This is a genomic window from Mangrovibrevibacter kandeliae, assembly GCF_024519155.1.
Lineage (GTDB): Bacteria > Pseudomonadota > Alphaproteobacteria > Rhizobiales > Rhizobiaceae > Mangrovibrevibacter > Mangrovibrevibacter kandeliae.
The window spans coordinates 173,335-186,342 of the sequence record NZ_JANIFJ010000006.1 but is presented as its reverse complement, the minus strand read 5'-3'; the positions used below and the strand labels follow the sequence as shown (position 1 = coordinate 186,342).

General features: G+C 69.7%; 11 protein-coding genes. 7 read left to right on the top strand and 4 right to left on the bottom strand.

The genetic code is table 11. The annotated features are described in order from the left end of the window. Positions 1 to 187: 187 nt before the first annotated feature. Positions 188 to 961, top strand: a complete 774-nt coding sequence (locus NPA30_RS16140) for a VOC family protein (protein WP_256803793.1) — start codon at positions 188 to 190, stop codon at positions 959 to 961. 39 nt (positions 962 to 1,000) lie between these two features. Here NPA30_RS16140 and NPA30_RS16135 read toward each other — a convergent pair whose 3' ends face one another. Beyond that, the gene (locus tag NPA30_RS16135) at positions 1,001 to 2,227 is read right to left on the bottom strand and encodes a DUF1501 domain-containing protein (protein ID WP_256803792.1); all 1,227 of its coding nucleotides are present in this window, start codon (positions 2,225 to 2,227) and stop codon (positions 1,001 to 1,003) included. A 5-nt stretch (positions 2,228 to 2,232) separates the two neighbouring features. Further along, positions 2,233 to 3,591 carry a DUF1800 domain-containing protein gene (locus NPA30_RS16130; protein WP_256803791.1) on the bottom strand — a complete coding sequence of 453 codons (1,359 nt, stop codon included), beginning with the start codon at positions 3,589 to 3,591 and terminating at the stop codon, positions 2,233 to 2,235. A 324-nt stretch (positions 3,592 to 3,915) separates the two neighbouring features. Between NPA30_RS16130 and efeU the strand changes: the two genes are divergently transcribed. From efeU to efeO (NPA30_RS16110), 4 genes are read left to right on the top strand one after another with little or no spacing between them, the layout of a single operon-like run. Next, on the top strand, positions 3,916 to 4,773 hold the full coding sequence (gene efeU / locus NPA30_RS16125; protein ID WP_256803790.1) for an iron uptake transporter permease EfeU: 858 nt from the start codon (positions 3,916 to 3,918) through the stop codon (positions 4,771 to 4,773). Next, positions 4,760 to 5,944, top strand: a complete 1,185-nt coding sequence (gene efeO / locus NPA30_RS16120) for an iron uptake system protein EfeO (protein WP_256803789.1) — start codon at positions 4,760 to 4,762, stop codon at positions 5,942 to 5,944. Before efeU ends, efeO (NPA30_RS16120) begins: the two co-directional genes overlap by 14 nt. After that, entirely contained in the window at positions 5,941 to 7,257 is a 1,317-nt protein-coding gene (gene efeB, locus NPA30_RS16115; protein ID WP_256803788.1) for an iron uptake transporter deferrochelatase/peroxidase subunit, read from the top strand. The genes efeO (NPA30_RS16120) and efeB overlap by 4 nt, the downstream gene beginning before the upstream one ends. After that, complete coding sequence (gene efeO, locus NPA30_RS16110) at positions 7,254 to 8,096, top strand: iron uptake system protein EfeO (protein ID WP_256803861.1); 843 nt, start codon at positions 7,254 to 7,256, stop codon at positions 8,094 to 8,096. Before efeB ends, efeO (NPA30_RS16110) begins: the two co-directional genes overlap by 4 nt. 81 nt (positions 8,097 to 8,177) lie before the next feature. Here the strand turns inward: efeO (NPA30_RS16110) and NPA30_RS16105 are convergent, their stop codons facing one another. Then, positions 8,178 to 9,914, bottom strand: a complete 1,737-nt coding sequence (locus tag NPA30_RS16105) for an MFS transporter (protein WP_256803787.1) — start codon at positions 9,912 to 9,914, stop codon at positions 8,178 to 8,180. A gap of 321 nt (positions 9,915 to 10,235) precedes the next feature. Between NPA30_RS16105 and NPA30_RS16100 the strand changes: the two genes are divergently transcribed. Then, positions 10,236 to 11,792 carry a S10 family peptidase gene (locus NPA30_RS16100; RefSeq protein WP_256803786.1) on the top strand — a complete coding sequence of 519 codons (1,557 nt, stop codon included), beginning with the start codon at positions 10,236 to 10,238 and terminating at the stop codon, positions 11,790 to 11,792. Here the strand turns inward: NPA30_RS16100 and NPA30_RS16095 are convergent. Beyond that, complete coding sequence (locus NPA30_RS16095) at positions 11,773 to 12,483, bottom strand: winged helix-turn-helix transcriptional regulator (RefSeq protein WP_256803785.1); 711 nt, start codon at positions 12,481 to 12,483, stop codon at positions 11,773 to 11,775. The genes NPA30_RS16100 and NPA30_RS16095 overlap by 20 nt on opposite strands. Before the next feature lie 61 nt (positions 12,484 to 12,544). On the opposite strand from NPA30_RS16095, the gene NPA30_RS16090 reads away from it, so the two are divergent. Beyond that, positions 12,545 to 12,982, top strand: a complete 438-nt coding sequence (locus NPA30_RS16090; protein WP_256803784.1) for a VOC family protein — start codon at positions 12,545 to 12,547, stop codon at positions 12,980 to 12,982. Positions 12,983 to 13,008 lie beyond the last annotated feature (26 nt).

Sequence of the window (13,008 nt, the reverse complement as noted above, 5' to 3'; positions counted from 1 at the left end):
TGATCATCTCTCACCTGCCGCTTGAGTCTTGCCCGCGAATTTGCGCCAATCAACGTCGCAATCGACTGCTACAAGATCGGAAGTCGAGCCGTATCCTGGCGTAGTACGGACTGGGCCGCATCTTCGCAAGCGCGAAGGCGTCACATGTAGCCTCAAGAGGATGTCAGCACCATAGGGAGGCGGAGCGATGTCTGTAACGAACGGTAAATTCGTCTGGTACGAGCTGATGACGAGCGATGCTGCCGCGGCGACGGCGTTCTATCGAGACACCATCGGATGGGAGACGCGGGACTCCGGAATGCCCGGCGTCTCCTACACGCTCCTGGCGGCGGGCGGACGAGACGTCGGCGGCCTGATGACGCTGCCGGAGCATGTCGTTGCCGCGGGCGGCCGGCCCGGCTGGATCGGTTATGTTGCGGTGCCGGACGTCGACCGGACGGCGGCACGGGCGAAGGAGCTGGGCGGGACGGTGCACCGGGCGCCGACCGATATTCCCGGCGTCGGGCGTTTCGCGGTCATCGCCGATCCGCACGGCGCCGTGCTCTGCCCGATGACGCCCGCCGGCGAGCCGCGCTCGCCCCTCCAGCCGATGGGCGGCCCCGGCAGTGCGGTCTGGCGCGAACTCCTCGCCGGCGAACTCGACGGCGCCTTCGGCTTCTATTCGGGCCTGTTCGGCTGGACCAAAGCGGAGGCGATGGACATGGGGCCGATGGGCACCTACCAGCTCTTCGCCGTCGACGGCGAGACCTGGGGCGCGATGATGACGAAGCCGCCCGCCGTCCCCGGACCCTTCTGGCAGTACTACTTCGCGGTGGACGCGATCGACGCGGCAGCCGGCCGCGTCACGGCGGGCGGCGGTCAAATCCTCAACGGACCGATGGAGGTGCCGGGCGGCATGTATGTCGTCCAGTGCAGCGACCCGCAGGGCGCACCCTTCGCGCTCGTCGGTCCACGCGGCTGATCGCAGAGCGGCATAGCGCGGGGTAACCGCCGCGTCGTGTCAGGCGACGAGGCCGGCGATCGGCCGCACGCCGAGGCTGTCGGGGAACACGTCGGCCGAAAGCACCCGCTCCGACAGGCCGAGATGGTCGCGCAGCACGCCCTTCAGCACGGCCCGCAGGTCGGTCGTCGGCTTCAGGTCGCGCTCCTCGTAGAGGTCGGCGATCTTCAGCCCCGGCCAATCGGCGATGACGCGACCGCCCTTGACCGCGCCGCCGACGAGAAAGGCGGTGGTGGCGGTGCCGTGGTCGGTGCCCTCGTTGCCGTTGGCATGCGCGGTGCGGCCGAACTCGGTCATCACCGCGACGACCGTGTCGGACCAGGCCGGCCCCATGCTCGTTGCCAGACCGTCCAGCGCGCCGTCGAGAGCGCCGAGGAGATTGGCGAGACGGCCGGCATCGGCGCCCTCGTTCGCGTGCGTGTCCCAACCGTCGTAGCTGAGCGCGGCGACACGCGGCCCGTCCGGCTCGGCCAAGAGCTTGCCCGCGCCGTCCGCGAGCGCACGGAAGGCCGCGGGCACGCCCCCGCCGCCCTTGTCGAGCGCCTGCGAGCCGGCGAGCCGGTCGGTCTCCACGCCGGCGGCCAGCACCTTCGCCATCGCCGGGTCGAGCTCGCCATAGAGCGAGGCGAGGCGCATCATCGTGTCCGAACCCGCCGCCTTGAACTCGGGCGGCGACCAGGTCAGCGTCGGGGCGTCGCCGCGCAGGATCAGCGGCACCGTCGGACCCACCGCAAGACCTGTCGCCGGACGCACCGCCTCGCCCTTCGGCAAAGCCGCGGCGACGCGGTTGAGCCAGCCGGTCGACGAGGCGCGCGGACCGCCCATGCCGCTTTCCAGGACGTCCTGCCCGTCGAAATGCGAGCGGTCGCGATAGGCCGTCGCCGCCGCGTGGACGAAGATCGCCTCCTTGCGCTGGAACCTGTCGTGCAGGCGCGGCATCGCGTCGTTGAGCGCGAAGACGCCGTCGAGCGGCAGGATGTCGGCGCCGTTCAGGCCGAGCGCCACGTCGCCGCGCAGGCTTCGATAGTCCGGATCGCCGACCGGCGGCACCACGGCGAGACCGTCCATCGCACCGCGCAGGATCACTGCGACGAAGCGCGGGTCGCGCGTTCCGGCGAAGGCGTGCCGGGGCATGTTGGCCCAGGCGATGAAGGCGCCGGTGCCGGCGAGGAAGGCGCGCCGGCTCGGGCACAGCCGGGCGTCGGCGAGAAGCGTGGACAGGGACATGACCGTCATCTCCGCTGGAATTCGGGGCTCATCAGCATCAGCGCCGCCCCCTGGGCCGGCGACTCCGCACGGGCGATCGTCTGGCGCGTCGCCTCGGACAGGCGGGCGCCGAGCACCGCTTCGGCGAGATCGCGCGGATCGATGAGGCTCGCCCGGCTCGCCAGCCGCTCGGCGATCTCCACCCGCGTCGTCATCGCGTCCGGCGCCAGCCAGGTGGCGGCGTCGTCCTTGAAACCGGCGGGCGCCGGCGGATCCCAGAGGGGCTGGCCCAGTGCGGCGAGCGTGCGCCCGAGGAAAGGCGGCGGCAGGTCCGGATCGATCGCGCGCGCCGCCGACCAGACGAACTCCTGCGGCGTGCGGATCTTGGCGGCGGGCGCCGTCCAGGCCTCCTCGTCGCTGACGAGCACGACGGCGACCGCGAGGAGATCGCCACCGGTCTTCAGGAAGGTGTCGGCCAGACGCTCGACGAGAGCCTGCGGCGGCCGATCGGACACGAAGTGCCGGGCGAGCTTGTCGGCGACGTGCCGAGCCGTCGCCGGGCGACGCGCGAGGTCGGCGAGCGCCGACAGGCCCTGCTGCTCGCCCGGCTGGTCGTAGCGCATGCCGAGCAGCGTCTGCGCGCCAGGCTCGTGGGCGTTCGCATTGAACCAGTAGCGCCCGTAGCGCTCGTCGTTGTCGGGGCTGTAGCCGATGGTCCAGCCGGTGAGGATCTTGGCGAGGGCGATGACGTCGGCCTGGTCGTAGCCGCCGGTCACGCCGAGCGTGTGGAGCTCCATGATCTCGCGGGCGTGGTTCTCGTTGAGGCCCTTGTTGCGCCGCTCGCCGGCCCGGCTGTCCGGCCCGATCGAACTCGCGTTGTTGAGGTAGATCAACATCGCCGGGTGGCGTGTCGCAGCCACCAGGAGGTCCTCGAACTTGCCGAGCACGTGCGGGCGGATCGCTTCGCGCTCATAGGCGCCGGCCATGCCGCGGACCGGCCCGCCCGCCTTGGCCTCGATGCAGAAGTGATTGGTCCAGAACGCCACGAGCCGTTCGGCAAAGCCCATGTCGGCGGCCCGGATGCGGGCGAGCCGCGCCGCGATCTCGTCCTGCAGGATCGCCTGCGGCACCTGCGGCCCGGCGCGCTCGGGCTTGGGGGCGCCGTCCGCTTTCGCCTCGCTGCGCTCCATCTGGTCCTCGCGCACCGCCGCGTAGGCGTCGCGCGTGCTCGGCAGAGCCGGCGCCTGAAGGAGCGCGGCATTGCGCCGCTCGATCTCCGCGAGGAGCCGCTCGCGCGGATTTGTCCGGGTCTGCGCGAGATCGCCCGGCCGGGCCCCGTACCCAAAGCGTGAGAACGCCAGCGCCATCCGATCCGAAGTCGACATGATCGGCCACCCGTCCTTTAAAGTCGCCGCCACGCAGCAACCAGCTGCTCCATGTTCCGGTCTAGAAAGCGATCGCGTCGGGAGCGCGGTGATCGAATGGCAGAATTGCGGCAACAGCGGTGTACTGCATTAAAGCTTGTACAGGTCGCGTCCGTACGAGTTCAGTGCTCGAATTCTTCTTGCGGCGATTGTAACAGAACGTGTCCGCCTGCGGCAGACGTCGCGCCTCGCTGACCACGGCGTGGTGCTGGGAGCGACGCCATCTAATCTTGACAAAGCGCCTCATAATTCACTAGCCCAAAGCCAGCTGCGGAGGAGCCCCGGATGCTGGCCCCATTTCTGATCATGTTGCGCGAAGGGATCGAGGCGGCGCTGCTGACTGGCATCGTCGCCACCTATCTGCGCCAGACCGGCCGGGGCCAGCTGATGCCTGCCGTCTGGATCGGCGTCTTTCTCGCCGTCGCGCTCTCCCTCTTCGTCGGCGCGGGCCTGCAGCTCGCCGCCACCGAATTTCCGCAGAAGACGCAGGAGCTCTTCGAGGCGGTGGTCGGCCTGATCGCGGTCGCCGTGCTCGTCTCGATGGTGTTCTGGATGAAGCGGGCGGCCCGGTCGATCAAGGCCGAGCTGCATCGCTCGGTGGACGCCGCGCTCGACGGCGCCTCCGGCGCCAGCTGGGCCCTGGTCGGCATGGTGTTCTTCGCCGTCGCGCGCGAAGGGCTGGAGTCGGTGTTCTTCCTGCTGGCCATCTTCCAGCAGAGCACCGGGCCGGGCGCGCCGCTCGCCGCGCTCGGCGGCATCGTGGTCGCCGCGGTGATCGGCATCCTGATCTACGCCTTCGGCGTGCGCCTCGACCTGCGCCGCTTCTTCCGCTGGACCGGCATCTTCATCCTCGTGGTCGCGGCCGGCATCCTCTCCAGCGCGATCCGCAGCCTGCACGAGGCCGGCCTGTGGAACGGACTGCAGGAACGCGCCTACGACCTCAGCGCGGTGCTGCCGGCCTCCGGGCCGCTCGGCAGCCTCCTGTCCGGCATCTTCAACTACCAGGACGCTCCGGCCGTGGGCGAGGCGATCGCCTACGTCCTGTTCCTCCTCGTCGCGCTCGTCCTGTTCCTGCGCCCGACGCCCGGCCCGTCCCGGCCGGTGACGCTGCGGGTGGTCGGAGATGCCGATGTCCGGGCCTGATCAGCGCGAGACGGAGGCGCGGCTCGGCAACCTGATGTGGATCGGCGTCGCGGCCACCGCCGCCCTCGCGCTCGCCGGCGGCATCGCCTTCTACTACGCCAGCCAGCTGCGCACGACGGCCGAAGGCGAGACCGTGCGCGTCGCCGTCACCGCCGCCGCCTGCGAGCCGAACGCTCTTACCGTCCCTGCCGGCAAGCACGTCTTCGAGATCGCCAACCGCTCGGAGCGGCCGGTCGAGTGGGAGATCCTCGACGGGGTGATGGTGATCGAGGAGCGCGAGAACATCGCGCCCGGGTTCAGCCAGACCCTCTCGGCCGATCTCGCGCCCGGCACCTACGAGATCACCTGCGGCCTCCTGTCCAATCCGCGGGGCACGCTGACGGTTACACCGTCGAAGACGCAGACAGCCAGGGCCGAGGCGCCAGCGCTGAAGGCCTTCATCGGCCCGCTGTCCGAATACAAGGTGTTCCTCGCGCTGCAGGGCGGCAAGCTCGTTGCGTCGGCCGGGGCGCTCGAGGCGGCGATCGCCGCCGGCGACCGCGAGGCGGCGCGCACGCGCTACCAGGAGACGCGCCGCCTCTACAAGACGCTCGAGCCGCTGGCGCGCCGCTTCGCCGACCTGCAGAGCACCATCGATCCCTTGGCCGACTATCTCGGGCAGCGCGAGGAAGACCCGGGCTTCACCGGCTTCCACCGCATCGAGTACGGGCTGTGGGGCAAGAACGACACCAACGGCCTGACGCCGTTCGCGCAGAAGCTCACCGCCGATCTCGCGACGCTCAAGGGCAGGCTGCGCGAGGTGAAGCTGCAGCCGGGTATGATGGTGGCGAGTGCCGACAGTCTCACGCGGCAGATCGCCGAGGCGCGCCTCGTCAAGGGTGAAGACCACTACGCCCAGACCGACCTTGCCGACGCCGAGGCCAGTCTCGAGGGCATCGGCAAGATCGTCGACCTGCTCAGCCCGGTGATCGTCGCTTCGGCGCCGGAGGTGGCCACCGCACTGACGGCGGCGCTCGACAAGGCGCGCGCGCGCCTCGCCGATCTGAAGGACGACGCCGGCTTCCCGCGATACGCAGAGGTCGACGCCGAGGGCCGCCAGCGGCTCGCGGACGCCTTCACGGGACTTGCCGACGCGCTCGATCAGCTGGAAGCGGCGACGAGGGTCGGATGACGACGAAGGATCGGGACATCGAGACGCGCCGGACCGGCGCCAATCGCCGCCAGATGCTGCTCGGCCTCGGCGCGGCCGCAGGGGGCGCCATGGCTCTCGGCGCCCGTCCGTCGGCCGCCGCGGAACGGCAGGTCGCCGACGCGCCGACCGAGGCCGAGACGGTGCGCCGCCAACCCTTCTATGGCGAGCATCAGGCCGGCATCGTGACGCCGCGCCCGGCGCACGGCATGGTCGCCGCCTTCGACGTCGTGGTCACCTCGCCGCGCGAGCTGGAGCAGCTGTTGCGCGGGCTGACCGAGCGCATCCTGTTCCTGACGCAGGGCGGCACGCCGCCCGAGCTCGACCCGAAATATCCGCCGGCCGATTCCGGCATCCTCGGCCCCGTCGTCCAGCCGAACGACCTGACGATCACCGTCGCGCTCGGCGCCTCGCTGTTCGACAACCGGCCGTGGCTCGCGCATCTGAAGCCGAACACGCTGCAGCGCATGGTCGAGTTTCCGAACGACGCGCTCGATCCGGAGCTGTGCCACGGCGACCTGTCGCTGCAGTTCTCGGCGCACGACAGCGACACCAACATCCACGCGCTGCGCGACATCCTCAAGACCCTGTCTCAGTTCCTGGTGATCCGCTGGAAGCAGGAGGGCTCGGTGCCGGTGATCGCGCCGAAACCGGACGGCACCAGCGAGAGCGCCCGCAACTTCCTCGGCTTCCGCGACGGCTCCGCCAACCCGAACTCGAACGATGCCGGCCTGATGGACAGGATCGTCTGGGTCGGCGCCGAGGACGGGGAGCCCGCCTGGGCGGCGGGCGGCAGCTATCAGGCCGTGCGCATCATCCGCAACTTCGTCGAACGCTGGGACCGCACTCCGCTGCGCGAGCAGGAGCACATCATCGGCCGGCGCAAGATGAGCGGCGCGCCGCTCGACGGCGGAAACAGCGAGCACGACGTGCCGGACTATGCAGCAGATCCGGAGGGCGCGAAGACGCCGCTCGACGCCCACATCCGCCTCGCCAACCGCCGCACCCCGTCGAGCCAGCGCAATCTGATCCTGCGCCGGCCGTTCAACTACTCCAACGGGGTGACCAAGAACGGCCAGCTCGACCAGGGGCTCCTCTTCATCGCCTATCAGGCCGACCTCCAGAAGGGGTTCATCGCGGTCCAGAGCCGCCTGAACGGCGAACCGCTGGAGGAATACATCAAGCCGGTCGGCGGCGGCTTCTTCTTTGCCCTTCCCGGGGTCGTCAGCCCCGGCGGCTATCTCGGCCAGTCGCTCGTCGAGGCGGCGGGCAAGATCCCGAACGAACAGTCCTGAAGCAGAAGGGGAGCTTTGCGATGCTGAAACACCTCATGGCCGCGAGTGCGCTCACGCTCGTTCTCGCCGGCCCGGCGCTGGCGGCCAAGGAGGTCACGCTCGACCTCGTCGAGCCGATCGCCGACTACAAGATCTTCGTCGCGGAGAAGACCGGCGAGCTCGTCGCCGACACGCAGGCCTTCGTCGACGCGATCAAGTCCGGCGACCTCGACAAGGCGAAGACGCTCTACGCCCCGACGCGCATGCACTACGAGGCGATCGAGCCGATCGCCGAGCTGTTCTCGGACCTCGACGCCTCGATGGACGCGCGCGCCGACGACTACGAGAAGCGCGAGGCGGACCCCGACTTCACCGGCTTCCACCGCATCGAGTACGGGCTCTGGGACAAGGGCAGCACGGAGGGCCTCGAGCCCTTCGCCGACAAGCTGCTCGCCGACGTCACCGAGCTGAACAAGCGCATCACCGATCTCGTCTTTCCGCCGGACACGGTGGTCGGCGGCGCCGCGGCGCTGATGGAGGAGGTCGCGGCCACCAAGATCTCCGGCGAGGAGGACCGCTACAGCCACACCGACCTGTGGGACTTCAAGGCGAACTCCGACGGCTCGCAGAAGATCTTCGAACTCGTGCGTCCGCTCATCGCCGAGACCGACCCGGCCTTCGTCGAGAAGGTCGAGTCGAACTTCAACGACGTCGACGTGACGCTCGCCAAGTACGAGAGCGGCGACGGATACGAGCTGTACGACAAGCTGACCGATCAGGACCGCACCCTGCTCGCGGCCCGCGTCAACACGTTGGCCGAGGATCTCTCGACGCTGCCCGGCAAGCTCGGTCTCGACTGAACCGCCGCGTCGCGCCGATGCGACCAGGAAGCCCCGGCGCCGAGCGCCGGGGCTTTTCTTTGCCGTCGATGCAGCCCGGATCTATTCCGCCGCCTGCGTCGCCAGCCGCTCTTCCGCCGAGGCCTGAGTCTGCGGTCCGTGGTCCTGGTGCACGAACTTGCCGCCGGCGAGCCAGGAGGCGATCGCCGACAGGAGGTAGAGGAGCGCGGAGAAGCCGAAGGCGAAGCCGAGGCCGTGCATGAACGGCACCGCCATCAGCTGCGGGAAGAATTCCTGGCCGGTGATCACCTCGGCGCTGCCGGGCGGCAGGCTGGCGAGCACCTGCTGCGGGATCAGCTCGCCCATCGGGTTGTAGCCGAGGAAGGCGGCGAACAGGCTGCCGACCGGCGGCGCGCTCGCCACGGCGTGGGCGACGTCGGCCGGCACGTTCTGCGTCAGGAGCTGGGCCTCCATCGCCTGCGGCAGGGTCTGCGCCAGACCCGCGATCATCAGCGAGAAAAAGATGCCGATCGACAGCACCATGCCGGCATTCATGGTGGTCGCCCGCATGCCCGCCGCCTGGCCGCGCTCGCGCGCCGGCACCGAGTTCATGATCGCCGTCGTGTTCGGCGCGATAAAGAGGCCCGAGCCGAGGCCGTTGAGGAAGATCAGGAGCGCGAAGAGGCCGTAGTCGAAATCCGCCGGCAGCTCGAGCAGTGCGACGAAGCTCGCCGCGCCGACGATCATGCCGCCGGCTGCGAAGGGCCGCGCGCCATAGTGGTCGGACAGCCAGCCCGACACCGGTCCGGCCAGCAGGAAGCCGACCGTGAGCGGGATCATGTAGATCGCCGACCAGAGCGGGGTGGATTCGAAGGTGTAGCCGTGCAGCGGCAGCCATATGCCCTGCAGCCAGATGATCAGCATGAACTGCAGGCCGCCGCGCGCCACCGACGAGGCGAGGCTGGCGAGGTTGGCCATCGTGAAGGGCCGGATGCGGAAGAGGTCGAGGTCGAACATCGGCCGGGTCACCCGCCGTTCGATCAGCACGAAGCCGACGAGCACGACGAGGCCGAGGCCGAGCAGCGTCAGGACCAGCGGACTGCCCCAGCCCATCACCTGATCGCCGTAGGGCTGGATGCCGTAGGTGATGGCGGTGAGGACGAGCACGAGGCCGACCGCGAAGCTGACATTGCCGAGGAGGTCGAGCCGACCGCCCGGCGGAGTGCGGCTGTCGCGCAGCCGCCAGAAGCCCCAGGCCGTGCCGATGACGCCGAAGGGGACGTTGATCCAGAACACCAGCACCCAGTTCCAGTCGGCGAGGAGGCCACCGATCAGGAGGCCGATGAACTGGCCGCCGATCGCCGCGATGGTGTTGATGCCGAGCGCGAGCCCGCGCTGGTCGGCGGGAAAGGCGTCGGTGAGGATCGCCGTCGAGTTCGCCATGATCGAGGCGCCGCCGACCGCCTGGAGGATGCGGATCACGATCAGGTAGAGCGCCGCCGACTGCCCCTCGCCCGGGATGAAGCAGAGGGCCACCGAGGCGAGCGCGAAGACGAGGAAGCCCCAGTTGTAGACCCGCGCGCGACCGAAGATGTCGCCGAGCCGGCCGAAGGTCACCACCAGCACGGACACGGCCACCAGGTAGCCCATGATGGTCCAGAGCAGGAAGTTGATGTTGCTCGGCTCGAGCGGGTCCAGATGGATGCCGCGGAAGATCGCCGGCAGGCTGATCAGCAGGATCGAGCTGTTGATCGCGGCGGCGAGCATGCCGAGCGTCGTGTTCGACAGCGCGACCCACTTGTAGCCGTCGCCCCGGTCGGCCGCCGCATTCGTGTTCATCGGGAAGAGACCTCGTTTCAGATGGCGCGTTCCGAGCGCATCCTCCCGGCCAGGCCGCCCGGCGAACGAAGGCGGCCCGGACACCACTTGCCCGGTCGGACACCGGCGCAGACGGACCGCGTCGAGCATCCGATTCCGGCATACTATGCCATGCTTACTATTTCAACGAGCTCATTGCGCTTCCCTTCGCTACAAATTGGCGCAGCTCGTCGGGGGAGGACTCGTCGTAGCGATCGATCACGGTCTTGCACGCAGGCGTGACCCGCCGTGCCATCGGCGATTTGCTAAACCGCCGGCAGCACCCGAGGAGGAGTTTGCCCGATGCCCGTCCGCGCTGTCCTGCCGAGCCTTCTGGCTTCGATCGCTCTGGCGACGATGCTGGGGGTGGGCCTTCCGGCTGCCGCGCAGGAGCGCAACGACGCGCCGGCGGGCGGCGTCCTGTCCCTGCTGCCGAAGAATGCGGTGACCGCGCACAGCCTGTCGCTGCCGGACGGGCGCGTGCTCGACTACCACGCCGAGGCCGGGACGGCGCCGCTCATCGGGGGCGATGGCGCCGTGCAGGCGCAGATCTTCTTCACGGCCTACACGCTCGACGGTGCATCGACGCAGACGGACGGCGGACGGCCGATCACCTTCGTCTTCAACGGCGGGCCGGGTGCGGCAGCGGCCTATCTGCATCTCGGGGCACTCGGCCCGCGTGTCATCGACACCGCCGCGGACGGCACCTTCCTGCCGCCGCCGCAGCGCCTGAGGGACAATCCGGACACCTGGCTCGCCTTCACCGACCTCGTCTTCGTCGATCCGGTCGGCACCGGCTACAGCCGCGCCGCGCCCGGCACCGACGAGAAGGACTTCTGGGCGGTCGACCGCGACATCGCCTCGCTCGGCGCCTTCGTGCGGCTCTACCTCCAGCATCGCGGCCGCACCGGCGCAGCGGTCTGGCTCGCCGGCGAGAGCTATGGCGGCTTTCGCGTCGCGCGGATGGCGAAGACGCTGCAGGAAGACGTCGGCATTCCGGTCAGCGGCGCGATCATGATCTCGCCGGCGCTGGAGTTCGCCTTCGTCAATCCGGACGAGTTCGACATCACGCAGTGGGCGCTCGCGCTGCCGGCGATGGCCTCGGTGAACTTCGAGCGGCAGGGGCTGCGCGGCGACGCGCTCGCGGCCAAGCGCGCGGAAGTCGAGCGCTGGGCGAGCGGCGACTATCTCGCGGCCCTCGCTGGCGGGCTCGAGACGAGCCGCGCCGTGTCCGACACGGTCGCACGCTACACCGGCCTGCCGCTCGACCTCGTGCGCCGCAATGCCGGGCGCATCTCCTTCTCGACCTTCGCGCGCAGTCTTCTGCGCGACGAGGGCCGGACCCTCAGCCGCTATGACGGCACCATCGCCACGGCCGACACGGCACCGCAGGCGGCCTTTGCAAACGCCCCCGATCCGGTGCTCGACCGCAGCGTTCCGATGCTGACGTCGGCCTTCGTCGGCTATGTGCGCGATGCGCTCGGCTACCGCACGGACGTCAGCTATCGGCTTTTGAACCGCGACACGAGCAACCGCTGGGAGTTCGGCGGCGGCGGCCGGCACGGCTATGCCGGCTCGCTCGACGACCTGCAGGAGGCGCGCTCGCTGAACCCCGACATGCGGGTGCTGATCGCCCACGGCTACGGCGACCTCGTCACGCCCTACACCGTGTCGCGCTTCCTGGTGGATCAACTGCCGACGCTGTCCGGCGCGCAGCCGATCCGGCTGTCGACCTATGCCGGCGGCCACATGATGTATCTGCGCCCGGACTCGCGGCAGGCGCTGGCCGCGGACGCGGCCGCCCTTTACGCGGCGGCGGCCGAGACGCCACAGCCTCCCCTCACCCGGCCGACGGATTGAGCGCTTCCGTCTTCGCCTTCGGCGGCAGGGGAAACAGCCGGACGAAGCGCTCCACCGCGACCCGGTCTCCCGCCAGCGTCAGAGCGCCGGCGGCTTCGAGATCGGCGAGAGGCACGCCGCCGTAGATCGCCGCGGCGATGACCTCCGGCGTCCCGGCCAAGACCGCGTCGGCCGCTTCGAGCGGCGCACTGTCGACCGCGATCTCGCCATCGGCGACGCGCGCCAGATAGGTCCCGGTCGAGGTGCGCAGGCCGATCCGGAGCGGACGGTCCGCCGACCCGTCGAACATCGTGCGAAGCGACAGGATGAGCGACGCGGTGCTGAACGGGCGCGTCGGATCGTGCAGCGGCGAACGCGCCGCCCAGCGACCGAGCGTCTGCAGGATCGGCTCGGCCTCGTGGCCCCATGCTGTCAGCTCGTAGACGCGGGAGGCCGCCGGCGGCGGAAGCTCGCGCCGCCGCAGCACGCCGTTCGCCTCCAGCCCCTCGAGCCGTTGCGTCAGCACATTGGCGCTGATCCCCGGCAAGGCTGCCCGCAGATCGCTGAAGCGACGCGGTCCGAGCATCAGCTCACGCATCACGAGAAGGGCCCAGCGCTCCCCGATCAGGTCCAGCGCGTGCGCCGCGGCGCAGGCGTCGTCGTAGCTCCGCCGGGACGCTTGCGAGAGCCTAGTTATTTTTTCTGACTTCATAGTTGCTTTTTATAACTTAATCGTCGATGGTTCGCAAAGGGAAGAGGAAGGGGAGGACGTGATGGCCAAGCTGATTTTCGTCAACCTGCCGGTGCGCGACGTCGCCGGATCGACGGCGTTCTACGAGAGCATCGGCGCGACGCGCGACGCGCGCTTCTCCGACGCGACGGCATCCTGCATGCAACTGTCCGAAACCATCTACGTGATGCTCCTGTCGCACGACAAATATCGCCAGTTCACCACCAAGCCGATCGTCGACGCCCGGACCGCCTCCGAGGTCCTGCTCTGCGTCACCGAGGACGACCGTGCCGCGGTGGACGCGCGGGTGGACATGGCGACGGCCGCCGGCGGCACGGCCGACCCGACGCCGGTGCAGGATCACGGCTTCATGTACGGCCGCAGCTTCGAAGATCCGGACGGCCACGTGTGGGAGGTCACCTGGATGGACGTCGAGGCCGCGGTGGCCGCGATGGCCGGCGGAGGCGAGGCGGCCGCCTGAGACGGCAGGCCGGCGCACGGCCGGTC